The organism is Streptomyces fradiae ATCC 10745 = DSM 40063 (assembly GCF_008704425.1).
GTDB lineage: Bacteria > Actinomycetota > Actinomycetes > Streptomycetales > Streptomycetaceae > Streptomyces > Streptomyces fradiae.
In genome coordinates this window covers 1,110,092-1,135,816 of record NZ_CP023696.1, presented here as the reverse complement: position 1 = coordinate 1,135,816, position 25,725 = coordinate 1,110,092, and the positions used below count along the sequence as shown (strand labels likewise).

25 protein-coding genes and 2 pseudogenes are annotated in these 25,725 nt (G+C 75.3%); 9 read left to right on the top strand and 18 right to left on the bottom strand.

Going from position 1 to position 25,725, the window contains the following annotated elements:
- Positions 1-253: 253 nt before the first annotated feature.
- Entirely contained in the window at positions 254-952 is a 699-nt protein-coding gene (locus CP974_RS04905) for a TetR/AcrR family transcriptional regulator (protein WP_051839603.1), read from the bottom strand.
- A gap of 56 nt (positions 953-1,008) precedes the next feature.
- Between CP974_RS04905 and CP974_RS04900 the strand changes: the two genes are divergently transcribed.
- On the top strand, positions 1,009-2,163 hold the full coding sequence (locus CP974_RS04900; RefSeq protein WP_031133114.1) for an acyl-CoA dehydrogenase family protein: 1,155 nt from the start codon (positions 1,009-1,011) through the stop codon (positions 2,161-2,163).
- A 630-nt stretch (positions 2,164-2,793) separates the two neighbouring features.
- Here the strand turns inward: CP974_RS04900 and CP974_RS04890 are convergent.
- The 5 genes from CP974_RS04890 to CP974_RS29440 form a co-directional block, all read right to left on the bottom strand.
- Positions 2,794-4,677, bottom strand: coding sequence for an ATP-binding cassette domain-containing protein (locus CP974_RS04890; RefSeq protein WP_223844668.1), 1,884 nt, complete (start codon positions 4,675-4,677; stop codon positions 2,794-2,796).
- A gap of 178 nt (positions 4,678-4,855) precedes the next feature.
- Positions 4,856-5,272: a lasso peptide biosynthesis B2 protein gene (locus CP974_RS04885; RefSeq protein ID WP_158100706.1), complete on the bottom strand. Its 417-nt coding sequence runs from the start codon at positions 5,270-5,272 to the stop codon at positions 4,856-4,858.
- Positions 5,269-5,565 (bottom strand): PqqD family peptide modification chaperone, encoded by a 297-nt coding sequence (locus CP974_RS29445; RefSeq protein WP_031133123.1) that lies wholly within the window; start codon positions 5,563-5,565, stop codon positions 5,269-5,271. Before CP974_RS29445 ends, CP974_RS04885 begins: the two co-directional genes overlap by 4 nt.
- A complete protein-coding gene (locus tag CP974_RS04880; RefSeq protein WP_051839609.1) occupies positions 5,559-7,286 on the bottom strand; it encodes an asparagine synthase-related protein in 1,728 nt (575 codons plus the stop codon). Before CP974_RS04880 ends, CP974_RS29445 begins: the two co-directional genes overlap by 7 nt.
- 109 nt (positions 7,287-7,395) lie before the next feature.
- Entirely contained in the window at positions 7,396-7,551 is a 156-nt protein-coding gene (locus CP974_RS29440; RefSeq protein ID WP_158100705.1) for a hypothetical protein, read from the bottom strand.
- Positions 7,552-7,806: 255 nt separating this feature from the next.
- On the opposite strand from CP974_RS29440, the gene CP974_RS04875 reads away from it, so the two are divergent.
- The 3 genes from CP974_RS04875 (at position 7,807) to CP974_RS04865 (ending at position 10,472) form a co-directional block, all read left to right on the top strand.
- Positions 7,807-9,210, top strand: a complete 1,404-nt coding sequence (locus tag CP974_RS04875; RefSeq protein ID WP_140160781.1) for an NsdA family TPR-like regulatory protein — start codon at positions 7,807-7,809, stop codon at positions 9,208-9,210.
- Between the two features lie 222 nt (positions 9,211-9,432).
- Complete coding sequence (locus tag CP974_RS04870) at positions 9,433-9,720, top strand: YiaA/YiaB family inner membrane protein (RefSeq protein WP_031133129.1); 288 nt, start codon at positions 9,433-9,435, stop codon at positions 9,718-9,720.
- Positions 9,721-9,815: 95 nt separating this feature from the next.
- Positions 9,816-10,472, top strand: coding sequence for a TetR/AcrR family transcriptional regulator (locus CP974_RS04865; RefSeq protein ID WP_037938287.1), 657 nt, complete (start codon positions 9,816-9,818; stop codon positions 10,470-10,472).
- A gap of 16 nt (positions 10,473-10,488) precedes the next feature.
- Here CP974_RS04865 and CP974_RS04860 read toward each other — a convergent pair whose 3' ends face one another.
- Positions 10,489-10,950: a MaoC family dehydratase gene (locus tag CP974_RS04860; protein WP_031133133.1), complete on the bottom strand. Its 462-nt coding sequence runs from the start codon at positions 10,948-10,950 to the stop codon at positions 10,489-10,491.
- A gap of 105 nt (positions 10,951-11,055) precedes the next feature.
- On the opposite strand from CP974_RS04860, the pseudogene soxR reads away from it, so the two are divergent.
- A pseudogene (gene soxR, locus CP974_RS04855) lies at positions 11,056-11,538 on the top strand (redox-sensitive transcriptional activator SoxR); the annotation flags it as partial.
- A gap of 253 nt (positions 11,539-11,791) precedes the next feature.
- On the opposite strand, the gene CP974_RS04850 reads toward soxR, so the two are convergent.
- On the bottom strand, positions 11,792-12,418 hold the full coding sequence (locus CP974_RS04850; RefSeq protein ID WP_031133137.1) for a hypothetical protein: 627 nt from the start codon (positions 12,416-12,418) through the stop codon (positions 11,792-11,794).
- A gap of 201 nt (positions 12,419-12,619) precedes the next feature.
- Positions 12,620-13,948, bottom strand: coding sequence for an exo-beta-N-acetylmuramidase NamZ family protein (locus tag CP974_RS04845; RefSeq protein WP_150485770.1), 1,329 nt, complete (start codon positions 13,946-13,948; stop codon positions 12,620-12,622).
- A gap of 229 nt (positions 13,949-14,177) precedes the next feature.
- Here CP974_RS04845 and CP974_RS04840 point away from each other — a divergent pair, with 229 nt between their 5' ends.
- Both CP974_RS04840 and CP974_RS04835 read left to right on the top strand, forming a co-directional pair.
- The gene (locus CP974_RS04840) at positions 14,178-14,951 is read left to right on the top strand and encodes an SDR family oxidoreductase (protein ID WP_031136503.1); all 774 of its coding nucleotides are present in this window, start codon (positions 14,178-14,180) and stop codon (positions 14,949-14,951) included.
- 71 nt (positions 14,952-15,022) lie between these two features.
- A complete protein-coding gene (locus CP974_RS04835) occupies positions 15,023-15,619 on the top strand; it encodes a TetR/AcrR family transcriptional regulator (protein ID WP_031136505.1) in 597 nt (198 codons plus the stop codon).
- 232 nt (positions 15,620-15,851) lie between these two features.
- On the opposite strand, the gene CP974_RS04830 is transcribed toward CP974_RS04835, so the two are convergent.
- The 4 genes from CP974_RS04830 to CP974_RS04815 all read right to left on the bottom strand — a co-directional run bounded on the left by CP974_RS04830 (position 15,852) and on the right by CP974_RS04815 (position 20,007).
- Positions 15,852-17,066, bottom strand: a complete 1,215-nt coding sequence (locus CP974_RS04830; RefSeq protein ID WP_031136507.1) for an acyl-CoA dehydrogenase family protein — start codon at positions 17,064-17,066, stop codon at positions 15,852-15,854.
- 3 nt (positions 17,067-17,069) lie between these two features.
- Positions 17,070-18,092: a phosphotransferase family protein gene (locus CP974_RS04825; RefSeq protein WP_031136509.1), complete on the bottom strand. Its 1,023-nt coding sequence runs from the start codon at positions 18,090-18,092 to the stop codon at positions 17,070-17,072.
- A 592-nt stretch (positions 18,093-18,684) separates the two neighbouring features.
- Positions 18,685-19,596, bottom strand: coding sequence for an MBL fold metallo-hydrolase (locus CP974_RS04820; RefSeq protein ID WP_031135965.1), 912 nt, complete (start codon positions 19,594-19,596; stop codon positions 18,685-18,687).
- A 114-nt stretch (positions 19,597-19,710) separates the two neighbouring features.
- A complete protein-coding gene (locus tag CP974_RS04815; RefSeq protein ID WP_031135963.1) occupies positions 19,711-20,007 on the bottom strand; it encodes a hypothetical protein in 297 nt (98 codons plus the stop codon).
- 83 nt (positions 20,008-20,090) lie between these two features.
- On the opposite strand from CP974_RS04815, the gene CP974_RS04810 reads away from it, so the two are divergent.
- A complete protein-coding gene (locus CP974_RS04810) occupies positions 20,091-21,023 on the top strand; it encodes an NADP-dependent oxidoreductase (protein ID WP_031135961.1) in 933 nt (310 codons plus the stop codon).
- A gap of 431 nt (positions 21,024-21,454) precedes the next feature.
- Here the strand turns inward: CP974_RS04810 and CP974_RS04800 are convergent, their stop codons facing one another.
- The 3 genes from CP974_RS04800 to CP974_RS04790 all read right to left on the bottom strand — a co-directional run bounded on the left by CP974_RS04800 (position 21,455) and on the right by CP974_RS04790 (position 22,840).
- Positions 21,455-21,745 carry a DUF202 domain-containing protein gene (locus tag CP974_RS04800; RefSeq protein WP_031135959.1) on the bottom strand — a complete coding sequence of 97 codons (291 nt, stop codon included), beginning with the start codon at positions 21,743-21,745 and terminating at the stop codon, positions 21,455-21,457.
- Positions 21,746-21,915: 170 nt separating this feature from the next.
- Positions 21,916-22,308 carry a YidH family protein gene (locus tag CP974_RS04795; protein WP_031135957.1) on the bottom strand — a complete coding sequence of 131 codons (393 nt, stop codon included), beginning with the start codon at positions 22,306-22,308 and terminating at the stop codon, positions 21,916-21,918.
- Positions 22,301-22,840, bottom strand: a complete 540-nt coding sequence (locus CP974_RS04790) for an NUDIX domain-containing protein (RefSeq protein WP_031135955.1) — start codon at positions 22,838-22,840, stop codon at positions 22,301-22,303. The genes CP974_RS04795 and CP974_RS04790 overlap by 8 nt, the downstream gene beginning before the upstream one ends.
- A 109-nt stretch (positions 22,841-22,949) precedes the next feature.
- Between CP974_RS04790 and CP974_RS04785 the strand changes: the two genes are divergently transcribed.
- Entirely contained in the window at positions 22,950-24,605 is a 1,656-nt protein-coding gene (locus CP974_RS04785; RefSeq protein ID WP_031135953.1) for an FAD-binding dehydrogenase, read from the top strand.
- A gap of 210 nt (positions 24,606-24,815) precedes the next feature.
- Here the strand turns inward: CP974_RS04785 and CP974_RS30650 are convergent, their stop codons facing one another.
- Both CP974_RS30650 and CP974_RS30645 read right to left on the bottom strand, forming a co-directional pair.
- Positions 24,816-25,202: a nuclear transport factor 2 family protein gene (locus tag CP974_RS30650; RefSeq protein ID WP_506403410.1), complete on the bottom strand. Its 387-nt coding sequence runs from the start codon at positions 25,200-25,202 to the stop codon at positions 24,816-24,818.
- A pseudogene (locus CP974_RS30645) lies at positions 25,200-25,610 on the bottom strand (ASCH domain-containing protein); the annotation flags it as partial. The pseudogene CP974_RS30645 and the gene CP974_RS30650, both read right to left, overlap by 3 nt.
- Between the last annotated feature and the right edge of the window lie 115 nt (positions 25,611-25,725).

Here is a 25,725-nt window from a genome sequence, read left to right as displayed (position 1 = left end):
GCACTCGCCCGCCACCGCCCGGCCCCGCACCGACGCACCCGCCCGCAGCCCGCCACCGCCCACCCGCCACCGCCCGGCCCCGCACCGACGCACCCGCCCGCCACCGCCCGGCCCGCCCGCCACCGCCCGGCCCCGCACCGACGCACTCGCCCGCCGCCCGCCGTGGAGTCGCCGCCCACCGCCCACCGCCATCCGCCCTCGCCCCCGCCGGGCGTCCTGGCCGCGCACCCGGTGCCTCGCGTCCCGCCGCTCCCTAACCGCCCTGTCCGCCGCCCCGCGCCGCCGCGCCGGTGGCCGCCGCGCCCCGCCCGCCCGGCGCCAGCGCGGCGTACTGGAGCGCCAGCCCGTCGAGCAGCGCCCGCAGGCCCGTCTCGAAGGCGCCCCGGTCCACCTGCTCCCGCCGCTCGGCCAGCAGGTGCGCCTGGCCCAGGTGCGGGTAGTCGGCCGGGTCGTAGGCGCTCTCGTCGTCCACGAAGCCCCGCGCGAAGGAGCCCAGCGCCGAGCCGGTGATGAAGTACCGCATGAGGGCGCCGATGTGGGTCGCCTGCGCGGGCGGCCACCCCGCCCGCACCATCGCGCCGAACACCGCGTCGGCGACCCGCAGCCCGGCGGGCCGGCGGCCGGGGCCCCGGGCGAGCACCGGGACGAGGTGGGGGTGGTCGGCGAGGGCGGCCCGGTAGGAGAGCGCCCAGTCGTGCAGCGCCGTCCGCCAGTCGCGGCCGTCGGACGCGTCGAACATCGACAGGTCGACCCGCGCGCTGACCGCGTCCGCGACCGCCTCCAGGATCTCGTCCTTGGTGCGGAAGTGGTTGTACAGCGACGGGCCGCTCACGCCCAGTTCGGCGGCGAGACGGCGGGTCGACACCGCCTCCAGCCCCTCCGCGTCGATCAGTGAGCCCGCCGCCGCGACGATGCGGTCTCGGCTGAGCAGGGGCTTGCGCGGTCTGGCCATGCGGCACATAGTAGGGCTGCCCGATAAAACTAGCGCCGCTAATTAAAGGGGGGTCCGTGGACCTGGAGCTGACCGGGGAGCAGGAGGCCGTCCGCCGCCTGGCGGAGGACTTCGTCCGGCGCGAGGTCGCCCCGCACGCGGCCCGCTGGGACCGCGAGGAGAGCGTCGACCCGGCCGTCGTGCGCCGCCTGGGCGCGCTCGGCTTCCTCGGCCTCACCCTCCCCGAGGAGTACGGCGGCTCCGGCGGCGACCACCTGGCGTACTGCCTGGTCACCGAGGAGCTGGGGCGCGGCGACTCCTCCGTGCGCGGCCTCGTCTCGGTCTCCCTCGGCCTGGTCGCCAAGACGGTCGCCGCCTGGGGTACGGAGGAGCAGAAGCGCGCCTGGCTGCCCGCCCTCGCCTCCGGCGAGGCGCTCGGCTGCTTCGGCCTCACGGAGCCCGGCAGCGGCTCCGACGCCGCCGCGCTGGCCACCCGGGCGGTCCGGGAGCCCGGCGGGGACTGGACGCTCAACGGCTCCAAGATGTTCATCACCAACGGCACCTGGGCCGACGTGGTCCTCCTCTTCGCCCGTACCTCCGACGCCCCCGGCCACCGGGGCGTCTCCGCCTTCCTCGTCCCGGCCGACGCCGCCGGGCTCGACCGCCGCCCGGTGCACGGCAAGCTGGGCCTGCGCGGCCAGCCCACGGCGGAGCTGGTCCTCCGGGACGTGCGCGTCCCGGCCGGGGCGCTGCTGGGCCCCGAGGGGAAGGGGTTCTCGGTGGCCATGTCGGCCCTCGCCAAGGGCCGCATGTCCGTCGCCGCCGGGTGCGTGGGCATCGCGCAGGCGGCGCTCGACGCGGCGGTCGGCTACGCCGGGCAGCGCGAGCAGTTCGGCAAGCCCATCGCCTCGTACCAGCTCGTGCAGGAGCTGATCAGCGACATCTCCGTGGACGTGGCGGCGGCGCGGCTGCTGACCTGGCGCGTCGCCGACCTGATCGACCGGGGCCTGGACTTCGCCACGGCCGCGTCCCAGGCGAAGCTCTTCGCCTCGGAGGCCGCCGTGCGCAGTGCGAACAGCGCCCTGCAGGTCTTCGGCGGCTACGGCTACATCGACGAGTACCCGGTCGGCAAGCTGCTGCGCGACGCGCGCGTGATGACGCTGTACGAGGGCACCAGCCAGATCCAGAAGCTCATCATCGGCCGCGCGCTCACCGGGATCTCCGCCTTCTGAGCCGCCGCCCGCCCGCCGGCGTGCTGCCGCCCCCGGCCGCCTCCTCCCGGACCGGAGCCGGCCTCTCCGGACGCCGGCCCGGCGCCCCCCTCCCGGGCCCGGTCTGAGTAGGCGGACGGAGGCGTCGTAGCCGACAGTGGCGCATGCCGCGGCGCTGGATGCACCCCCCGGCGACCACGCGGGCGTTCTTCGGCGGGGCGGGGATCTTCCGCTTGGCGCGAGTGCTCTGGTCTCCGCCGATCAGGTGCCGGTTGTCGATCTTTGCTGCGCAGTCCTTGCCGGCAAGCTCGTCGTACGGGCGGCAGCAGCCCTCGCAGTAGACCTCGAGCGCCTCGATGCGCTGGCCCTCAGTCGTCCTGAAGCTGCCCCGGTAGTCGGCCACCTTGGCGATCCCCGGTACCACCTCAATCTCCGCGGCGACAACCCACACATGGGAAAGGTCCGGCTCCGACTCGATGGGCGACTGCGCGAGCGGCTCCTCAGCACCGTTCCTCCGGATCGCTGCGGGTTGGCATAAGCCGCAACCCCTTCACTCCCGGAACGTCAACGGCCGTTATCCGTTACACCTCGGGCTCCTGCCTTGCTGCTTGGCACGCTGTCGCTGTAAGCCACCGGTTTCCCCTGGCGGAGTCATCGGTCTTCCTGGAGTTTCAGCATCTCGTGGAACAGGCCGGTGCCTTCGCTGACGAGTTCGTCAAAGGTGCCGTTTTGGACGATGCGGCCCTGGTCGAGGACGTAGATCCGGTCGGCGAGCTTGGTGTTCACCAGCCGGTGGGTGATGAAGATGGTGGTGCGGCCGGAGGCCAGTTCGCGCAGGCGGGTGAAGATGCGGTGTTCGGCGCGCGCGTCGAGGGCGGCGGTGGGCTCGTCCAGGACGAGGACCGGGGCGTCGCGGTGGAAGGCGCGGGCGACGGCGAGGCGCTGCCACTGGCCGCCGGAGACGTCGTGTCCGCCCCACCAGGAGCGGGCCAGGGAGGTGTCGAGACCTTGGGGGAGCCGGGCGATGACGCTGTCGGCGCCGGCGGCTTCGGCGGCCGCGTGTACCGCGCTGTCGCCTTCGGGGCGAGGTTGGCCGAGGGTGATGTTCTCGCGGGCGGCGAGCGGCCAGCGGGTGTAGTCCTGCGGCACGACGGCAACCTGCCGCAAGACGGTGTCGATGTTGCAGTCGGCGAGGTCGTGCGCGTCCCATGAGACGGTCCCGGCCGTGGGGAGGAACAGACCGGTCAGGAGCTTGGACAGCGTCGTCTTCCCGGAGCCGTTTTCGCCGACCAGAGCGATGACTTCGCCGCGGTGGACGGTCAGGTCGATGTCGGTGAGCGACGGGGCATCGGCGCCGGGGTAGGTGAACGAGGCCGTCCGAGCGGTGATGACCTGGGGTGCGGCGGTGATCTGCCTGGTACCGCGTTTGCCGGTCCACTGTCCGGCCAGTGTGAGGAAGCGGGCCCAGTCGTCCAGGGCGAGCGAGGTGCGGAACAGGCGGGCGCCGGCCCGCACGAGGGAGGACAGGGCGTTGCCGGAGGTCCGTACGGCCAGGGCGGCGGTTCCGGCGACCGCAAGGTCCATCCGGTCGGTTGCGACGAAGGCGACGAGCGCAGCCCAGGTCAGGAGCATTCCGGCGGCGGACAGCGCGTCGCCGGCGCCCTGCACGACCAGGGCGCGGCGTGAGGCGGTGAGCTGTTCGGCTTCCAGTCGGCCGGAGACGACTCGGTACTGGCGGATGAGGAAGGCGGCCATGGTGTTGGCGCGGACTTCGTCGGCGGTGGTGCGCTCGGTGGAGTAGTTGCGGAACACGGCGCGCAGGCGGGTGTCGGAGAGGTTGCGGTGGTGGGCGGCGTGTTCGATGCGGGCGGCGCGGACGGCGCCCCAGGCGCAGGGGGCGACGGCCAGGAGCAGCAGCGGGATGAGTAGCGGGTGAAGGACGGAGGCGACGGCGGCCGCGGCGACGAGCTGGGCGAGGGCGGAGGTGAGTGCCTGGGCGTCGAGGATGAGGTCGCGGGTCTTCTCCGCGCCGTCTCCGGCGGCGGCGTAGGCGTTGTCGAAGTCGGGGTCTTCGTAGGCGACGAGCTCGGCGGACGTGGCCGCGGTGATGACCTTGAGGTCGGCCTCGCGGGTGACCTTCGGCGCGAGGCGGGCGGCGGCGGCGCGGGCGAAGGCGTCCACGAGGTACCGGCCCGCGCTCGCCCCGGCCAGCACGAGCAGTGCAGACAGGTTGCCCCGCAGGCCCTGAACGATGTCGTCGGCGTTCATCAGCGCGCCCAGGACATGCGCGGTCGCGGCCAGGGCAAGCGCGGTCAGCACGGCGCCCGTGACCTGTCCAGCCAGGAGGAGGACGACGGCGGTACGGTCGGCTTGCCATGCGAGGGCGGCGGCCTGCCGGAGGGTGCGGGGCAAGCGGCTGGCGATGGTGAGGGTACTGAGGGCGGTGGCGGCCTCGTAGTGCCGGTCGGAGGCGAGGCGCATGTGCGGGGCCTGCCCGGCGGGTGCCGCGGGCAGTGCGGTGCTGGGAGATGTCACGCGGACATGAAGCGGCCCCCGCACGGGCGGGGGCAACGTGTATTCCAGCGGCCCGGTGTGAACCCACAGTTCAGCGGAACGAGCCGTCAACCTGCGTCCACGAATTCACCTGTCCATGTCCGCGACCCGGGGCGGGGAGGGTCGCCCCCGGGGCGCGGAGTCTGCTACCCGCGGCCGGTCAAGGGACGCGCATGACCGCGGTCCACGGCCGGTCGACGGCATCGCCGATGTCGCGGCCGACGGCATGGCCGGGCACTTCCGCCCAGGCGTGGGCGGCGTCGGGCCGGAACCGCGCGCCGAGCACCCAGCGGGCCCGCCGCCCGGTGAGCGCGGCGGCGATGACCGTGGCCAGGCTGATCTCCATGCAGGCGACCCGGCCCGGCCACCACAGCGGCACGGCCGCCGTGGTCGCGGTGTACAGGGCGTCGAGCCGACGGGCCGAGACGTAGGGCAGGCGGCGTGCCTGACGGACGACGGCGATGCGTCGGCGCAGAGGCACATGGCACAGGGCGAGGGAGAGTGCCAAGGCGACCGTGGCGACCAGGCGCAGGTGCAGCGGCGCCGTGGGGCGGGCGCCGGGGGCGACGACGGTCACCGGCGCCACCACCTTCGCCGCGGTGCCGGGGGGCGGGCGGTGTCCACGAGCACCCCGCGCTCCAGGAGGCTCGCCACGCAGTCGTGCACGGCGTCCCGTACGGCGGCGGGGTCGAGTCCCGCCGGGATGGCGATCCGGTCGGCGAGCCCGGCGACGGAGCCCGTCGTCACAGCCGCCCGCCACACCATGGCGGCAGACGCGTCGAGCATGAGCCACTTCCCTGCCATGGTGTCCAGCACGGCCGTGCCGTCCAACGTGATGGCGTAGTGCACGCCCGGCGCCGGGGTCAGCACGCTGCCTCCCGCGCTCCGGCCGGGCCGCTTCGGGCGCGGCCGGTCAGCCACTGGCACGCGGCGATCAGCTGGTGCAACTCCGCAATCGGGGCCGCGCTCTGCCCCCGCGCCGCCTCCAGCAGCGTGCGCCGAGCTGCGGCCGGGTCGATCAGGCCCGCGGCCACCAAGGGGCTGTCCTCGATGAGCTGGGCGAGCGCGAACCGATGCCGCTCCAGCCCGGCGATCCGCTGGGAGGCGAAACTCCCCTTGGTGCGGCGCGAGGTCAGCCAGTCGGGCAGCGACGGCAGCGCGGCGGCCAGCAGAGGCTTGTAGGTAACCACCCCGCGCCGCACTGACGCCGGCACGGCGAACGCAGCCCGTACGACCTGGTTGTCGAGGAACGGATACACCGGGCGCACGCCGATCGGCGCATGCAGCGCCCGCGCCGTACGCGCCGCTTCCCCTGTGGCCCGCAGCGCGGCCCACTGCTCTGCCTCGTCCGCGGACTCGGGCTGCTCGCCGCCGGCGGCCTCCCGCAGCATCGCCGCCGCACGGACGCGGGCGTACGGGGTCAGCCAGGACGCCGCCGCACCCGGGCGGCACCACGTCCAGCCGGACGAGCCGTCAGCCGTCAGCGGCGCAGCGGACTCCAGGGCGTCGGCCGCACGCAGCAGCACACCGGCCCGCCCGAGCGCCGCGGTCTGGCGCAGCTCCATCCAGTACGGTCGCGGCGCGAGACCGCGCAGCCGCGCCCATGACGCGACGTGGCGCTTAGCGGCGCGTTCCTCGCCCTGCTGGATCATGCCGACCCACGCGGCGCTGCTCGCGTCCAGGACCACGTCGCCGCCGTGGCCGGTCAGATGCAGCGGGCTGCCCGCGACGGGGGCGAGGTAGAGGCGGTCCATGTGCCAGTTCACGACATCGGCGGCCGGCTCGTCCGTGTCCGGTACGCCATCAAGACGGAACGGCAGGTGCTCGTCCCGGCCGGCCGCGATCTCGTGCGGAATCCCGGCGTGCTCGGCGATGCGTACGGCATAGGAGGCGTCCTCGCCGCTGGTGTGACCGTCGGTGTAGGTGACCGCGCGAACCGGGCCGACGGCGGCCGCGAGGAGGACGGCGGTGGCCGAGTCCAGGCCGCCCGAGAGGTCCGCGCCGACCTCCACGCCCGCGTTCCTCACCGGTCGCTGCACGGCCTCGGTGAGGACGTGCCCGAAGGCCGCGGCGGCGGCGGGCAGATCGGCGGCCGGCCGGATACCGGAGATGTCCACCACGGTCGCTTCGCCGCGGGCGATGACCAGGCCGTAGCCGCCGGGCACCAGGCTGATGCCCCGGTACAGGGTGCGGTGCGGCCAGTGCTGTGCGCCGCAGGCGAGTCGGGCCACGAGCAGCTCCAGGTCCGCGGCGGCCCCGGTCAGCTCCACCAGGTCGCCCAGGTGCACAGCCCACGTCGGGTCGCCATGCTCGTGCCGCGTGTAGTACACGGGCCGGGTGCCGGCGAGGTCCCCGCCGATGAAGCGGGTGCCGTCCGGGGCGTGCGCGCTGACCCAGTACGAGCCGGGCCAGTTCGTCAGCCGCATCCAGTCGTGGGAGGCGACCGCCGTCAGGGCCTGCGCCAGCTCGTCCCGGCTCGCTCCGCAGTCACCGGTCACGGTCAGACGGCACGGCCCGTCGAACACCGTCCTGGTGGGTTCGCCGCGCGTCCTCGGCAGCTCCTGGACGGCCGCCGCGTTCTGCTGCTCCATAGTGTGCCTCCCCTGTGTGCTGATGCGAGGTACGGGCCGGGGGCCCGGCGCCGAGCGGACGATGCCGCCGGGTCCCGGACCCCCGGATGGGTGACGACGAGCCGGAGGCTCAGCCCTCGAAGTAGTTGGTCTTGTCCGAGTCGTTGAAGTCCTGCCGGCCGAGGGTCACCTCGTCCACGTCGTGGGCAGCGACGTGCGGGGCGAAGCCCTGGGCGACCTTCTCGTCAGCCTGCTCGTTGATCGGGGTGGTGGCGTTGATGGCCATGTCCGTTCCTCCGTCTCGTTTCCCGGCGCCGTGTCGGCCGGGCTGAGACCAGTTGACCGCGCGCCGTCGCTGCGTCTCCACGGCGAAGCCGCTGCGCTCACGTGCGCCCGCCGACCCCGGCTGTCCTGCGACGCCGCTGCGAATCGCTGCGAACTGCCTCTGAGCAGCGCCGCGTTGCGCTTTCGCGCGTAGCCTGGAGGAACGTACGACCTTGGCCGCCAGCACCCCTCACCACCTCTGACCAGGGGGACACCGGTGTCGCATCCGGCAGGACGCCCGAACGAAGCCCTCGCCCACTGGGTGCGCCTGTCCGGCGCGAGCTACGAACGCGTCGCCAAGGCCGTGAACGAGGTCGCGGCCAGCCACGGGCGGCACGACGTCCAGACGGACAGCTCGCGGGTATCGCGGTGGATCAACAAGGGGGAGCGGCCCCGGCAGCCGGTTCCGGAGTACCTGGCGCAGGCGCTGACCAAGCTGTGCGGCCAGCCGTACGAGCTGACCTCCGCCGACCTCGGGTTCTCCAGCAGCCGACCGCGCCGGGCAGGGGAGGGGTGGTCAGCCCGCGCGGTCGTAGCCGCCATCCTCGACACCACTCGGAGCGACGCCGTGACCGATGACCGGACCCCGCCCCGCGCCCGCCTGCTGCGCGGCGCCGAACTCGTCACCGCCGTGCAGCCGTGGCTGCACCTGCCCGACGACGAGCCACTCCCGGAGCCCGCCAAGCCCGGACGCCAGCTGGGCCTGTCGGATGTCGACCGCATCCACGCCACCACGAGCGCGTTCCGGCGCCTGGACAACGAACACGGCGGCGCCCTTTCCCGGCTCGCCGTCGTCGGACAGCTCCAGGAGGTCACCCACCTCGCCCGTACGTGCACGTTCACGGAGGACACGGGCCGGGCGCTGTTCGCGGCCGTCGCCGAGCTGGCGAGCGTCGCCGGGTGGATGACCCATGACGCCGGCGTCCACGGCGAGGCGCAGCGCTACCTGCTCTTGGGCCTGCAAGCCGCCAAGCAGGCCGGGCGGCACGGTGCCGGGATCGGTGGGCACCTGCTGAACTGCCTCGCCCGGCAGGCCAACCACCTTGGTCACGCCGAGGACGCCCTGGAACTGGTGCAGGCCGCCCAGTACGGCACACGGAAGCTGCCGCCGGGGCGTTTGCGGGCGCTGCTGTGCTCCCTGGAGGCGCGCTGCCACGCTGTCCTGGGCGACATCGCCGAGATGGAGCGCGCGACCGCGGCCGCCGAGGCGGCGCTGGCGGCCGACAGCGGCGAGCCGACGCCGAGCTGGGCCGCCTGGTTCGATGCTGCGGAGTTCCACGTCACGGCCGGGGTGTGCGAGTTCCTAGCCGCCGAGCATGTCCCCGCGCGCGCGGAGCGTGCCATCACCCTCATCGCGCAGGGCACCGGGCACCGGCCTGCCGAACGGGTCCGCAGCCGGGCCTTCGACCACATCGCGCTCGCCCGCGCCTACGTACGAGCGGGGGAGCCAGAGGCTGCGGACGTCGCGACGAGCACAGCTTTGGCCCTGATGGGCTCGGTCAGCTCCACCAGGGTCGGTGACCGGCTCCAGGAACTCGACGCAGAGCTGAAGGCGGCGCCTCTGGGCGGCACGGTGGTGGAGAGTCGGGAGCGCATCCGTGCTGCCGTCTATCCGCAGTGACTGCCGCAGGCGCCCTGCCAGGGCGAGGCGGCGGGCGTGTCCGACCACCGCCGCCGGTGCGGCTGCCCGGTCGCCCGCCCGGCCTCCCACCTCCCCTCCGGACCCCGGCCCTCAGCGCCCCTCCGGACCCCGGGCCCCGGCTCCTCCGGGGCCCGGTCTGAGTACCCGGTCTGAGTAGGCGGACGGAGGTGGCGTACGCCACAGTGGCGCATTCTCGATGCCATGAGTGACACACCGGTCAAGCAGCAGAACACCGCGGCCTACTACGCCCAGGCGGTCGCCTCCTTCGCCATCGCCATCGCCGCCGTGGCGATCGGCATCGGCAACCTGGAGGCGGACGTCTGGGTCCGCGCCTTCCTGGGCATCGCGGTCCTCTACCTCACCACCTCCGCCTTCACCCTCGCCAAGGTCGTCCGCGACCGCCAGGAGGCCGGGCAGATCGTCAGCCGCGTCGACCAGGCCCGGCTGGAGAAGCTGCTGGCCGAGCACGACCCCTTCCAGAAGCTCTGAGCCGCCCGGCCCGGTCGCCTCCGCCCCCATGGCCCTAAGCGCTTGCTCACCGTCGCGGTATGGTGTTCGTCCTTGTATGACGGAAGGGGCGAGCGATGGGCGCGGCGGAGGAGACGGCCGGCGGCGAGACGCCGTGGGGGGAGGTCACCCCCGACGCGGCCAGGCGGCTGCTGGTGGCGGCCGTCGACGCCTTCGCCGAGCGCGGCTACCACGCCACCACCACCCGTGACATCGCCGGCCGGGCCGGGATGAGCCCGGCGGCGCTCTACATCCACTACAAGACCAAGGAGGAGCTGCTCCACCGGATCAGCCGCATCGGCCACGACAAGGCGCTGGAGATCCTGGAGGAGGCGGCGAACGGCCCCGGCACCGCCGCCGAGCGGCTCGCCGACGCCGTGCGGTCCTTCGTCCGCTGGCATGCCGAGCGCCACACGACCGCCCGCGTCGTCCAGTACGAGCTGGACGCGCTCGGCCCCGAGCACCGGGCGGAGATCGTCGCCCTGCGCCGCAGGACCGACGCGGCGGTGCGCCGCATCATCGGCGAGGGCGTCGCGGCGGGCGAGTTCGACGTACCGGACGTGCCGGGCACCACCCTCGCCGTGCTGTCCCTGTGCATCGACGTGGCGCGCTGGTTCAACGCGCAGGGCAGCCGAACCCCCGACGAGGTGGGCGCGCTCTACGCCGGCCTGGTCCTGCGCATGGTGGGCGCCCGCGACCGGCGCCCCGGCGCGGCGGCCGGACCCCGGCCCTGACCGCCGCGCCGACGGCTCAGAGGTAGAAGCGGGACACCGACTCGGCGACGCAGACCGGCTTGTCGCCGCCCTCGCGCTCCACCGTCACGACCGCCGTCAGCTGCACCCCGCCGGGCACGTCCTCGACCGCCTTCACCAGCGCGGTCGCCCGCACCCGCGAGCCCACCGGCACCGGCGCCGGGAAACGCACCTTGTTCGTGCCGTAGTTGACGCCCATCCGCACCCCTTCCACCCGCATCACCTGCGGTGTCAGCACGGGCAGGAGGGACAGGGTGAGGTAGCCGTGCGCGATGGTCGCGCCGAAGGGCCCCTGTGCCGCCCGCTCGGGGTCGACGTGGATCCACTGGTGGTCGCCGGTGGCGTCGGCGAACAGGTCGATCCGCTTCTGGTCCACCTCCAGCCAGTCGCTGTGGCCGAGCTGCTCGCCCACCGCTGCCCTCAGCTCGTCGACGGTAGTGAAGATCCTCGGCTCCGCCATCCCTGCTCCCTGGTCCTGTCCCCGGTGTGCCATGGTCGTGTCCAAGCGCTTGCTTAGCATGCGGGGGGCGGTTGCCCTTGTCAACGGACCAGTAGGGTTCGGCGGGTGCCGCAGATTCCAGGGAAAGTCCACGAGCTCACCGTCGGCCAGCTCTCCGCGCGCAGCGGCGCGGCCGTCTCCGCCCTGCACTTCTACGAGGCCAAGGGCCTGATCAGCAGCCGCCGCACCAGCGGCAACCAGCGCCGCTACACCCGGGACGCACTGCGCCGGGTCGCCTTCGTGCGGGCGGCCCAGCGCGTCGGCATCCCCCTCGCCACCATCCGGGACGCCCTGGCCGAGCTGCCCGAGGAACGCACCCCCACCCGCGAGGACTGGGCGCGGCTCTCCCGCGCCTGGCGCGCCGAGCTGGACGCCCGCATCCAGCAGCTCGGCCGGCTCCGCGACCACCTCACCGACTGCATCGGCTGCGGGTGCCTCTCCCTCGACACCTGCGTCCTGTCCAACCCGGACGACGTGTTCGGCGAGCGGATCGCCGGCTCCCGCCTGCTTCCGGAGCGCCCCCGCCGGCGCGGCGAGGACGGGTCCCGCGGGGACGGGTCCCGCGGGGACGGGGGTGAGCGCGGGCGCGACCGGAGCGGGCGCCGTGAGGGCCAGCCCGCGGAGGGCGAGTGCACGGAGGGCGAGCGCGCCGAGGGGGAGCGGGGCCCCGGCACGCGCGTTCTCGAACCGGGCCGTTCGGCCGAGCGCGGGGCCGGGCAGCGCACCGGAGAGGGCCGCGCGCCCGAGTGCGCCGAGGCCGAGGCCGAGGCGCAGGCGTAGGCGCAGAGGCGCCCCGCCGTGCTCACCCCACGGCGGCCAGCGCCCCCGCCCGCGCGTCCGCCCGCCCCGCACCCGGCCGTGCCGCCGCCAGGGCCTCGGCCGACAGGACGGGAGCGGGCACCAGCACCCCGCAGCCGGCGCACACCGGGCCGCGTGCCTCGTCGCCGCCGTCCCACCGCCAGACGAACCGGGCGCCGGCGCACACCGGGCAGCGCCCGCCCGGCCCGGCCTCCAGGGCGGCGATCAGCCGCCGCAGCGCCTCGGCCAGCGGGAGCCGGGGGTGCACGGCGGGGTCGGCGCAGCGCGCCACGCCGTTGCCGCCCCAGGTGCGCCGGTGCCAGTCGTCCACCGGGCCCGGACTGCGCAGCCCCAGGCGCTTCTCGCGGCGGCGCCGCTCCGCGAACCGCCGCTCGTAGGCGAGCCACACGGCCCGCGCCTCCTCCACCTCGTCGAGCGCGGCCACCAGCCGCGCCGGATCGAGGTCCCGGTCCTCGTGCCCGAACCCGTGCCGCCGGCACAGGTGGTCCCAGGTCGCGCGGTGCCCGTACGGAGCGAACCGCTCCAGGCACTTGCGCAGCGAGTAGCGCCGCAGCGCCACGTCGCACCCGGGGTCACGAACCTGTCTGGCGAGACTCCGGAAACCGGCCATCGCTCCGCCACCTCCGTCGCTGGTACTTCGGCGTCGTTGAAGAGACGTACGGGTGCCCCTTCCGGCTCCATCGAAATCGCACGGGCCGCCCGCCTCCCTCCCTGGAACGGGGCGGCGGGCGGCTGCCGGCCGGGCCGGGGACCGCCGGTGACGGTCCGTCGGCGGCCGCGCGCCCACCCGCGCGCCCCTCGGTTCAGCGGCTCAGCGGTACAGCAGGTACTCCCCGCGCACCGCGCGGAACGCCTCGAGGTCCCGCTGCCACGCGGTGGCCACCTCGTCCGGACCGGCGCCCGCGTCGACCATCGTCCGCACCGTCGCGGAGCCGGTCAGCTTGTCGATCCAGTGGTCGGCGCGCCAGGCGAAGCCGCTCCACGTCCGCTTCGCCGTCACCAGCAGCCCGACACCGGTGCGCACCGGGTCGAACGCCGCCCGGTCGTGGACGTGCAGTTGCACCCCGCCGACCGTCCTGCCCTGGAACTTGGAGAACACCGGTGCGAAGTACGCCTCCCGGAAGGTGACGCCCGGCAGCTCCAGCGCGTTCGCCGCCTCCGCCCACCGCCGGTCCACGCCCTCGGCGCCCAGCAGTTCGAACGGCCGGGTGGTGCCGCGCCCCTCCGACAGGTTCGTGCCCTCGAACAGGCAGGTCCCGCCGTACACCAGCGCCGTGTCGGGCGTCGGCATGTTGGGGCTCGGCGGCACCCACGGCAGCCCCGTCGCGTCGAAGAGGTCCCGCCGGCGCCACCCCGTCATCCGCACCGTCTCCAGGCGCACCGGCCGCGCCAGGAACTCCCCGTTGAACAGCCGCGCCAGCTCGGCGACGGTCATCCCGTGCACCTGCGCGATCGGCTCCCGGCCCACGAACGTGGCGTACGCCCGGTCCAGTACGGGCCCGAGCGCCGCCCGCCCGCCCACCGGGTTAGGCCGGTCCAGCACGACGAACCGTTTCCCCGCTAGCTCGGCGGCGACCATGCAGTCGTACATGGTCCAGATGTACGTGTAGAAGCGCGCGCCCGCGTCCTGGATGTCGAACACGACCGTGTCCACCCCGGACGCGGCGAACACGTCGGCGAGGGCGCGGCCGCTCTTGCCGTACGTGTCGTAGACCGGCAGCCCGGTCGCCGGGTCGTCGTACCGGCCCTCGGAGCCGCCCGCCTGGGCGGTGCCCCGGAAGCCGTGCTCGGGGCCGAACACCGCGACGAGGCGCACCCGTTCGTCGGCGTGCATCACGTCCACGATGTGCCGTACGCCGGCGGTGACCCCGGTCGGGTTGGTCACCACGCCCACCCGCTGCCCGGCGAGCGGGGCGTACCCGTCGGCCGCCAGCCGTTCGAAGCCGGTGCGCACCCGCCGCCCCGCCGCGCGCCCCCCGGCCCCGGCCCCGGTCCCGTCGAACGCGGGCCCGTCCCCGGCCCCCGCACCCGCCCCGGTGTTTGCCCCGGTGCCCGACGCGGCGCCGGGGGCCCCCGCCACCCCCGCCACCCCCAGCGCACCGCCCGCCACCGCCAGCAGACCCCGTCTGGACACGCCCATGGGACACCTCCGTGATCGTTCCGTCACGCTCCGGCACGAGACCTCGCAGGCTAGCGCGGTGCCCCTTCCCGCAGGACATACCGACCGGTTAGTCTGCCGGTCGGCGGCCGGTCCTCGCGGTCGGCGCGCAGCCGGCCCGCGGCCGGTCCGGGGCCGGTCCGGGGCCCGTCCCCGCGGCCGGTCATCGCGGCCGGTCCCACCGGCGGACGCACGGCGGAGAGGGGTTCACATGGGCAGCACGGGCACGTTCCAGGGGGCGCGCGTGGTCGTCACGGGCGCGGCCGGCGGCATCGGGGCCGCCCTCGCGCGCAGGTTCGCCGCCGAGGGGGCGCGGGTCGCCGTCAACGACCTCGACCCCGCCCGCGTACGGGCGGTGGCCGAGGACATCGGCGCCGTGCCCGTGCCCGGAGACGCCTCCGCCGTCGTGGAGGAGGCCCGCGACGCGCTGGGCGGCGCCGTCGACGTCTACTGCGCCAACGCCGGGCTCGCCTCGCCCGGCGACGCCGCCGCGGGCGAGGAGGTCTGGTCCGCCGCCTGGGACGTCAACGTGATGGCGCACGTGCGCGCCGCCCGCGTCCTGCTGCCCGACTGGCTGGAGCGCGGGAGTGGCCGGTTCGTGTCCACCGTCTCGGCGGCGGGCCTGCTCACCATGGTCGGCGCCGCCCCGTACAGCGTCACCAAGCACGGCGCCTACGCCTTCGCGGAGTGGCTGTCCCTGACGTACCGCCACCGGGGGCTCAAGGTCCACGCCATCTGCCCGCAGGGCGTGCGCACCGACATGCTCGCCGCCGCCGGGTCGGCCGGCGAACTGGTCCTCGCCCCCACCGCCGTCGAGCCCGGGGACGTCGCGGACGCGCTCTTCGCGGGCATGGCGGAGGACCGGTTCCTGATCCTCCCGCACCCCGAGGTCGCCGGCTACTACCGGGCGCGCGCCGCCGAGCCGGAGCGCTGGCTCGGCGGGATGAACCGCGTCCAGCGCACCTGGGAGGCGACCGGGCGGTGAGGCCCGCCCCGGCGAGTGGGAAGATCGGTGGGACGACCAGCCGGACGGACGACGAGGAGAGGTGGCGGCCCATGGCCAGGACGACGGACGGGAACGGCGCCACGCCCGTCCCGCGCAGGCTGCTGGCCGCCGCCACCCGCCTCTTCGCCGAGCGGGGCTACGACCGGACCTCCGTCCAGGAGATCGTGGAGGCGGCCGGGGTCACCAAGGGCGCCCTCTACCACTACTTCGGGTCCAAGGAGGACCTGCTGCACGAGGTGTACGCGCGGGTGCTGCGCCTCCAGCAGGAGCGGCTCGACGCCTTCGCCGGCGCGGACGCGCCCGTCGAGCGGCGGCTGCGCGACGCGGCGGCCGACGTGGTCGTCACCACCATCGAGAACCTGGACGACGCCTCGATCTTCTTCCGCTCCATGCACCACCTGAGCCCGGAGAAGAACAAGCAGGTCCGCGCCGAGCGGCGGCGCTACCACGAGCGGTTCCGCGCCCTGGTCGAGGAGGGCCAGCGCTCCGGCGTGTTCTCCTCGGCCACCCCGGCCGACCTGGTGGTCGACTACCACTTCGGCTCGGTGCACCACCTGTCGACCTGGTACCGGCCGGACGGCCCGCTCAGCCCGCGCGAGGTCGCCGACCACCTCGCGGACCTGCTGCTGCGCGCCCTGCGTCCGTAGCCCGCCCGCCCCGGGGGCCCCTGCGGGGCGCGGCCCCGGCACCCGGCACCACCCGGGCGTACGGCTCGGGCACCCCGCACCACCCGGGCGTACGGCTCGGGCACCCCGCACCACCCGGGCGTACGGCTCGGGAGTCCCGCGCGCCGTTCGGACGCACGGCCTCCGGACCGCGCACCCCGGGGGCGTACGGCCCCGGGGGCCCCGGACGGCCGTACGCCCCCGGTGTCACCGCTCAGGCGTACCGCCTCAGCTCCCGCCGGGCGAGCGACCGCTGGTGCACCTCGTCCGGGCCGTCCGCGAGCCGCAGCGTCCGCGCCGCCGCCCACAGCTCCGCCAGCGGGAAGTCCTGGCTCACCCCGCCCGCGCCGTGCAGCTGCACCGCCCGGTCGATGACGTCCACCACCGTGCGCGGGGTGGCGATCTTGATGGCCTGGATCTCGGTGTGGGCGCCCCGGTTGCCGACCGTGTCCATCAGCCAGGCGGTCTTCAGCACCAGCAGCCGCAGCTGCTCGACGGCGACCCGCGCGTCCGCGATCCACGCGTGCACCTGCCCCTGTGCGGCGAGCGGCTTCCCGAACGCCGTACGGGACACCGCCCGGCGGCACATCAGCTCGATCGCCCGCTCCGCCATGCCGATCAGCCGCATGCAGTGGTGGATGCGGCCCGGCCCGAGCCGCGCCTGCGCGATGGCGAACCCGCCGCCCTCCTCGCCCACCAGGTTCGCCACCGGCACGCGGGCCCGGTCGAAGACCACCTCGGCGTGGCCGCCGTGGGAGTGGTCCTCGTAGCCGTACACCCGCATCGCGCGCCGCACCTCCACGCCCGGCGTGTCGCGGGGCACCAGCAGCATGGACTGCTGGCGGCGCACGTCGGGGCCGTCCGGGTCGGTCTTGCCCATCACGATGAAGACCCGGCAGTCCGGGTTCATCGCCCCGGAGATGTACCACTTGCGGCCCGTGACGACGTACTCGCCGCCGTCCCGCTCGATCCGCGTCTCGATGTTGGTCGCGTCGGAGGAGGCCACGTCCGGCTCGGTCATCGCGAACGCGGAGCGGATCTCCCCGGCCAGCAGCGGCTCCAGCCATCGCTCGCGCTGCTCGGGCGTGCCGAACTGGGCGAGGACCTCCATGTTGCCCGTGTCGGGCGCCGCGCAGTTCAGCGCCGTCGGCGCGAGGTGCGGGGAGCGGCCGGTGATCTCCGCGAGCGGCGCGTACTGGAGGTTGGTGAGCCCCGCGCCGTACTCCCCGTCCGGCAGGAACAGGTTCCACAGGCCCCGCCGCCGCGCCTCCGCCTTCAGCTCCTCCACCACGGGCGGGGTGTCCCACGGGGAGGCCAGCTCCGCCCGCTGCTCCTCGGCGACGGCCTCCGCCGGGTACACGTGTGCGTCCATGAAGTCCAGCAGCCGCTTCCGCAGCTCCTCGGTGCGCGCGTCCATCGCGAAGTCCATGGGTCAGCCCTCCCGCAGGGTGGTGAGGCCGTGCTCGATGAAGAGGGGCACCAGCTCGCCGATCCGGTCGAAGCCCGCCCCGACGGTCTGGCCGAGCGTGTACCGGTGGTGGATGCCCTCCAGGATCACGGCGAGCTTGAACCAGGCGAACGCCGTGTACCACGGCAGCCGCTCCACGTCCCGCCCGGACCGGGCCGCGTACCGTTCCACCAGCTCGGCCGCCGGGGGGTGCCCCTCGGCCGTCGCGGTGGTGGCGACCACGGACCCCGGCACGTCCAGCGGCGTGCTGTACATGACGAGCAGCCCGAGGTCGGTGAGCGGGTCGCCGAGGGTGGACATCTCCCAGTCGAGGACGGCGGTGATCCGGTCGCCGTCGCCGATCAGGACGTTGTCGAGGCGGTAGTCGCCGTGGACGACCGCCGGCGCGGGCGAGACGGGCAGCTCCCGGCCGAGCGCCGCGTGCAGCTCGTCGATCCCGGCCAGCTCCCGGCCGCGCGACGCGGCGAGCTGCTTGCCCCAGCGGCGCAGCTGCCGCTCCAGGAAGCCGTCGGGCCGCCCGAAGTCCCCGAGGCCCACCGACTCCGGGTCCACCGCGTGCAGTTCGACCAGGGTGTCGACCAGCCCGAGCACGGCCGCGCGGGTCCGCTCGGCGCCCAGCGGGGCGAGCTGCGCGGCGCTGCGGTAGGGGGTGCCGGGCACGAAGTCCATCACGTAGAAGGGCGCGCCGAGCACGGACTCGTCCTCGCACAGCAGCACCGGCCGGGGCACCGGCACGGCCGTCGGGTGCAGGGCGCTGAGCACGCGGTGCTCGCGCCGCATGTCGTGCGCGGTGGCCAGGACGTGGCCCAGCGGCGGGCGGCGGACGACCCACCGGTGGACGCCGTCGGTGACGGCGTACGTCAGATTGGAGCGCCCGCCCTCGATCAGCCGGGCGTCGAGCGGCCCGGCCACCCCCGCGGGCAGCTCCCGGTCCAGCAGCGCGCGCAACCGCTCGGGGTCGAGGCCTGGCGGCGGGGCAGAGCTCATGGGGCGCACCTTCCGAAGGGCGGGGACGGGACTCCCGGCATCATGACCGACTGGTCGGTATGTCGTCCACCCCCGAGCCCGCCGCGCCCGCCGCCGACGGCAGGTCCCGGCACCGCCCCCGTCCGCCCGCCCGCCCGCCGCCGCACGGCAGCCGGTGGCCGCGCGGCCGTGGGTGCCGCGCTGCCGCCGGGGCCGGGCGACCGCCCGTCCCGGCGGGGCCCGCGCCCGTCCCGGCGGGGCCCGCGCCCGTCCCGGCGGGGCCCGCGCCCGTCCCGGCGGGGCCCGCGCCCGTCCCGGCGGGGCCCGCGCCCGTCCCGGCGGGGCCCGCGCCCGTCCCGGCGGGGCCCGCGCCCGTCCCGGCGGGGCCCGCGTGGCCTGGCTGGGAACCACCCCCGTCCCCCGTCCCGGTCGGGACCCGCGCCCGCCCCGGCTGGGCCCGCGCGCGGCCCGCGCGCCGGGGCCCTCACCCACCCCGGCGACGTCGCCGGGCTCTCACCGCCACCGCGCCCGCGTCGCCGGGCCCTCACACCCCCGCGGCCCCGCACCGCACCCACCGCCCGCCCGCCGCCCCACCGTGGGCCGCGAAGCGGCCTCAGGCGTGGCAGGCCACCGCGCGCCCGCCGTTCATCGCCGCCATGTCGCCGAACACCGCCGCCACGTCCAGCGGCGCCCCCTCCGGCCGTCCCTCCAGCTCGGCGTACGCCCGGTGCACGTTGGCCACCAGCCGCTCCGGCTCGCGCAGCTCCCCGAAGACCCCCAGGTCCGCGCCCCGCGCCACCTCCAGCGGCGTCAGCCCCCTGGCGTGGCCGTCCTCCGCCAGCTCGGCGACGAACCGCAGGTACGCCTCCGTCGCGTCGTACGCGGACGGGTCGGCCAGCGGCCCGTGGCCCGGCACCACCGTCTCGGCGTCCAGCGAGCGCAGCAGGTCCAGCGCCCGCAGCGACCCGCGCAGCGAGCCCGTCGCGAGGAACGGCGTCCCGCCGTGGAAGACCAGGTCGCCGGTGAAGACCACGCCCCGCTCCGGGAGGTGCACGATGGTGTCGCCCGTCGTGTGCGCCACGCCCGGATGGATCAGCCGCACCTCGGTCCCGCCCGCGTACAGGGTCATCCGGTCGGAGTACGTCACCGACGGCGGCGTCACGCGGACGTCGCCGAAGTCGGTCTGCGGCCATATCAGATGGAGCTGCCGCCCCGCCGCCAGCACCTCGGAGCGGCACGCCTCGTGCCCGACCACGGTCGCCTCCGGGAGGAAGACGTGGTTGCCGTACGTGTGGTCCCCGTGGTGGTGGGTGTTGACCACCAGGGACGGCGGGGCGGCGCCGTGCGCCAGCAGCGCGTCGCGCAGGGCCACCGCCCGGCGCTCGGTGGCGGTCGTGTCGATCAGGACGCTGCCGTCGGCGCCGCCGACCCAGCCGGCGTTGTTGAGGCACCACCCCCCGTCCGGCTGGACGTAGGCGTGCACGTCAGGCGCGAGCTGGACGGTGTACGGGTCGTGTGCGGGCACCGCGGTCCCCCCGAGTCATAACCGAACTGGACGGACAGAGCCTGCCAGTCGGGTGACGCGGGGGACAGAGGGGGGTCGTGGGGCCTCGGGCGGTGCGACCGCCGATCCCCACCGTCAGTGGTCGTCCCAGTGGCCGTCGTGGGCGGCGTGGCGGTGTCCCTCGTGGACGTAGTCGACGTGGTCCCCGTGCGCGACCGCCGGGTGGCCGCAGCCTTCGCCGTGCTCGTGGGCGTGGCCGCTGTGGGCGATGTGCTCGCCGGGCTCGCACTCGTCCCAGTGGCCGGAGTGCTCGCGGTGCAGGTGCCCGTCGTGGACGTAGTCGACGTGGTCGCCGTGGACCACCGAGCGGTGGCCGCAGGCCGGGCCGTGGGTGTGCTGGTGCGCGGGGTGTTCCTGATGCGGGGCCGTCATGGCTGAGCCTCTGTGTGGAGGATGCTGACACTCCCAGGTTAGCCCTGATTGCCCGATTGATCCCTTGGGGGCAGGCTCGTTCCATGAAGGCGATCAGCTACCGCCGCTACGGCGGACCCGAGGTCCTGGAGTACGGCGACCGGCCCGACCCCAAGGTGGGGCCCGACAAGGTCCTGGTGAAGGTGCGGGCGGCGGCCGTCAACCCGGTCGACTGGAAGTGCCAGGCCGGCTATCTCGACACGATCCTGGACGCCTTCTTCCCGGTCGTCCCCGGCTGGGACGTCTCCGGCGTGGTCGTGCAGCCCGGTGTCTCCGTGCCCGAGTACGCCGTCGGGGACGAGGTGATGGGGTACGTGCGGGAGGACGCGCTGTGCCACGGCACCTTCGCCGAGTACGTTGCCGCGCCCGTGCGCACCCTCGCCCGCAAGCCCCGCACCATGGACTTCGCCGAGGCCGCCGCGCTGCCCCTGGCGGGCCTCACCGCCTACCAGGCCCTCCACCGGGCGCTGCGCGTGCGGAAGGGCGAGACCGTGCTGGTCCACGCGGCGGCCGGCGCGGTCGGCTCGCTCGCCGTGCAGCTGGCCCGGCACATGGGCGCCCGGGTGCTGGGCGGGGTCCGCGAGTCCGGCGCGGAGCGGGTGCGGGAGCTGGGCGGCGAACCGGTCGCGTACGGCGCGGGGTTCGCCCGCCGGGTGCGCGAGCTGGCGCCCGACGGCGTGGACGCCGTGCTGGACACCGTGGGCGGCGAGCCGCTTCGGAGCTCGCCGCAGGTGCTCACCCCCGAGGGCCGCCTCGCCTCCATCGCGGACGGCGAGGTGGTGAACCTGGGCGGCCTGTACTTCTGGGTGCGCCCGGACGCCGACGACCTGACGGCCCTCGCGGACCTGGCCGAGGGCGGGGTGCTGAAGGTGCGGGTGGCGCGCACCTTCCCGCTGGAGCGGGCGGCCGACGCGCAGCGCGCGGCGATGGCCGGGGGCCTGGGCGGCAAGGTCGTCGTCACCCTCGACGAGGACTGACCGCCCCGCCCCGCCCTGCGGCCGGCGGGGACCGGCCCTCGTCCCACCGCCGGTGACTGTGGCCAGGGGACCTGCGCGGCTTGGCCAGGTGTCGGCCTCGTCCAGAGGTGCCGCTCGTCCAGGGTCCCGAACCGCGCTTCTCCGCGCTCAAGGTCGACGAGGATGGGCCAGCAGTCCAAGAGCTGCTGTCCCACATCGCGCGAGGCGAGATACCGAACGGAGTTGTAGGGCACGATCAGGAGACCGTTGCTCTCGCGAACCCCTGCGGTGTCGATGGCGAGAGGCGGTTCGTCATCGCGCTGGCTGCGCGCGAGAAACGCCACCGCGAGCTGAAGGGCTTCGCTCTGGTCCATCATCCGTCTCCGTTCTCCCGGCTCGATGAAGGTGTCTCCGAGATGGTGCATGAACCCGCCCTTACGTGCGACGTCGTTTCACCACACCACCGCCACCCCGAAACCCGCCAGCGCCACCGTGCACAGGGCCGCCGCCAGCGCGGCCCGCGCCGCCAGCGGGTCCGGCCGCGCCCGCCGTCCCAGCGCGGCGATCCGCCGCTGCGCCACCACCAGGAACGCCACCCACACGAGCAGCGAGAGGCCCGCGCCCAGCACCCCGGCCGTCTCGGCGTCGCCGCCGTGCACCGCCTGCCGTGCGGCCAGCACGGCGGCGACGGTGCACGACAGCGTCGTACGTCGCCACGCCAGCCGGGTCCGCTCCGGCTGCAGCCCGGGATCGCGCTCGCGCCCAGCGCGCCCGGGATCGCGCTCGGCTTCGCGCCCGGGTGCACGCCCGGGACCGCCTCCTGATCGGCGCCCGGGATCGCCTCCGGGGCCGCGACCAGGCCCGCCTTCGCAACCGCCTCCCGGGTCGCGACCGGCCCCCCGCCCCCCGGGCCTCACCCCGTCCACCCGAACAGCACCACCAGCACCATCGCCGCCGCCACCACCCCCACCGCCAGGCCCAGCACCGCGGGGAACCGGCTCACCGGCAGGTCCTCGCCGAGCCGCATCGCCCGCTCGCACCGCACCCAGTGGTTGACCGCCCGCAGCGCGCACAGCGCCCCCGCGGCCAGCAGGACGAGCGCCATCCCGACCCGCACCCCCCACCGCAGGTCCGGCAGGAACTGGTCCACGGCGAACCCGCCGCCCACCAGCGCCAGCCCGGTCCGCAGCCAGGCCAGGAAGGTCCGCTCGTTGGCCAGGGAGAACCGGTAGTCCGGCGTCTCGCCCTCCTCCCGCACCCGCTGCGGCGAGAACCACAGCCGCAGGCTCCGCCCGAGGTCAGCCACGGCCCGGCCCCCGCCCCCGCGCCGCGCGCAGCCGCTCCCACGCGGCCAGCCCGTCCGGCACCCACGGCCATGCGCCCAGGCGCCGCTCCACCTCCGCCTCCGGCAGGAAGGCGTGCCAGGCGACCTCCTCCGCCTGCGGCTCCACCGGCAGGTCGCAGCGCACCTCGTACACCCGGGACCACCACGAGCCGCGCCCGCCGGGCCCGTCGTCGTACAGGAACGACAGCACCGGCTCCGGCCGGGGCAGCCCGGTCACCCCCAGCTCCTCCTCCGCCTCCCGCAGCGCCGCCGCGTCGTACGGCTCGCCCGCGCCGACGACCCCGCCGACGAACATGTCGTACAGCGAGGGGAACACCGCCTTCGACGCGGTCCGGCGGTGCACGAAGATCCGGTCCCCGGCGTCGCGCACGAGGACGAACACGCAGCGGTGGCGCAGCCCGCGCGCGTACACCTCTCCGCGCGGCAGCCGCCCCACCACGCGGTCGCGCTCGTCCACGACGTCGAGCAGCTCATCGGCGGGCGATGCGTTCACGATCCGCACTCTCCTTCACACTCCGGTCTCTTCTAAGGGTTGACGCGGTTACCGCCGCGTACGGAAGATTCGGGCACTGGGATCATCCCCTCGGAAGGACGGAAATCCGATGGCCTACGACGCTGATGTGATCGTGATCGGCGCGGGCCTCGCCGGGCTCGTCGCCACCGCCGAACTGGCCGCCGCGGGCCGCAGCGTCATCCTCCTGGACCAGGAGCCCGAGCAGTCGATCGGCGGGCAGGCCCACTGGTCGTTCGGCGGGCTGTTCCTCGTCGACTCGCCCGAGCAGCGCCGCATGCGGGTCCGCGACAGCCGGGACCTGGCCCTCCAGGACTGGCTGGGCACGGCCGGGTTCGACCGGCCCGAGGACCACTGGCCGCGCCGCTGGGCCGAGGCGTACGTGGACTTCGCCGCGGGCGAGAAGCGCGCCTGGCTGCACCGGCTGGGCGTGCGCTTCTTCCCCGTCGTCGGCTGGGCCGAGCGCGGCGGCTACGGCGCCACCGGGCACGGCAACTCCGTCCCGCGCTTCCACATCACCTGGGGTACCGGGCCGGGCCTCGTCGAGCCGTTCGAGCGCCGCGTCCGTGAGGGCGTCGCCCGCGGCCTCGTATCAGCGAGGTTCCGCCACCGCGTCACCGGCCTCGGCCGCACCGGCGGCGCCGTCGACACCGTGAGCGGCGAGGTCCTGGAGCCGTCCGGCGCCCCGCGCGGCACGGCCAGCAGCCGCGAGGTCACCGGCGCCTTCGAGTACCGCGCCCAGGCCGTCGTCGTCACCTCCGGCGGGATCGGCGGCAACCACGAGCTGGTCCGCGCCCAGTGGCCCGAACGGCTCGGCACGCCCCCGGAGCACATGCTGTCCGGCGTCCCCGCCCACGTCGACGGGCTGATGCTGGGCATCGCCGAGGCGGCCGGCGCCCACCACGTCAACCGCGACCGCATGTGGCACTACACCGAGGGCATCGAGAACTGGGACCCGATCTGGGCCCGCCACGGCATCCGCATCCTGCCCGGCCCGTCGTCCCTGTGGCTGGACGCCCTCGGCCGGCGCCTGCCCGTGCCCCTCTTCCCCGGCTTCGACACGCTCGGCACGCTGGAGCACATCATGCGGACCGGGCACGACCACACGTGGTTCGTCCTCGACCAGCGGATCATCGGCAAGGAGTTCGCGCTCTCCGGCAGCGAGCAGAACCCGGACCTCACCGGCCGGTCGGTCCGGGACGTCATCGGCCGCGCCCGCACCGACGTGCCCGCGCCCGTGCGGGCCTTCATGGAGAAGGGCGCCGACTTCGTGGTGGAGCGGGACCTGTCCGCCCTGGTGCGCGGGATGAACGCGCTCACCGGCGAGCCGCTCGTCGACGAGGCCGCGCTGCGCCGCGAGATCGTCGCCCGCGACCGGGAGATCGCCAACCCGTTCACCAAGGACCTCCAGGTCACCGCCATCCGGGGCGCGCGCCGGTACCTCGGCGACCGGCTCATCCGCACGGCCGCCCCGCACCGGCTCCTCGACCCGAAGGCGGGTCCCCTCATCGCCGTGCGGCTGCGCGTCCTCACCCGCAAGTCGCTGGGCGGGCTGGCGACCGACCTGTCGTCACGGGTCCTCACGGCGGAGGGCGAACCGCTGCCGGGCCTGTACGCGGCGGGGGAGGCGGCCGGGTTCGGCGGGGGCGGCGTCCACGGCTACCGGGCACTGGAGGGCACCTTCCTCGGCGGCTGCCTCTTCTCGGGCCGCGCGGCCGGCCGGGCGGCGGCCCGCGCGGTGGCCTGACGGCCCGGCCGCGCGGCGGTCTGACGGCCCGGCCGCGCGGCGGCGCGGACGGCGGCCGGGCCGGCCTGAGCGGACGGCCCGCGCGATGGGCCCGCGCGATGGGCCCGCGCGATGGGCCCCGGTGGCCCGGCTGGAGGCTGAGCCGTGGCCTGACGGCCGCGCCGCGTCACGGGGGCCCGCCCCCGGCCCGTCCGGCCTGCGGAGCCCGCCCTACGGAGTGCCGTCCGGGACGGGCGTCCCCTGGTGGTGGTAGAGCCGCCAGGGCGCCCCGGTGCCGTCGGGGGAGCGGCGCCACAGGGAGGAGCGCCGCGCCCGCCGACCGCCCGCCACCGTCTCGAACGTCAGGTGGACCAGGCCGGGCGCGAGGAGCACCCCCGCCATCCCGGACGCCCGGCAGGGGGGCGCGCCCGGGGCGGCGGCGTCCCCGGGCAGCGCGGCGAGCATCGCGTCGCGCGTCCAGCGCCGCCCGGACGCGCCGACCTCGGTGAACTCCGGGTCCAGCAGCCTCTCCGCCTCCGCCCGCGACGCCCTGACCGCCGGTTCGAGCAGCCGGAGCTCGCCCGCGACGGCGGCGGTGACCGGATCGGGCTCCCCCACCACCCGGAAGCGCTCCAGCACCACACGGGTGGTGTCGTCCACCGTGAAGCCGGGGTCGCCGAGGGCGGCCCGCATCGCCTCACCGTGCCAGAAGCGCTCGTGCGCGTCCCGCCACTCGGCGACCGTCCGGTGGCCCTCGCCCTCGTCCACGGCGTGCCGCGGGTCCACCTCGCCGAGCGGCAGCACCCGTACGCCGGTCACCTCCACCACCGCGACGGCCCGGCCCGCCGAGTCGACCAGCGCCGACCGGTCGCCGGGCTCCGGCAGCGGCTCGCCCTCCGCCTCGTACCCGGCCAGCAGCCCGGTCGTCGCCGTCTTCGCCCCGGTCAGCACGGCCGCCACCAGCCGGTCGCGCAGCGGCCCGGGGAAGGCCAGCTCGAAGGGGGGCAGATCCTCGTGGTCGCTCATGCGGAACAGCCTCTGGTCGCTCATGCGGAACAGCCTCTGGTCGCTCATGCGGAACAGCCTCCGGTCACTCGTACGACGCAGCCTCACATGCCGACGGGCCGGGGCGCTCCCCGCT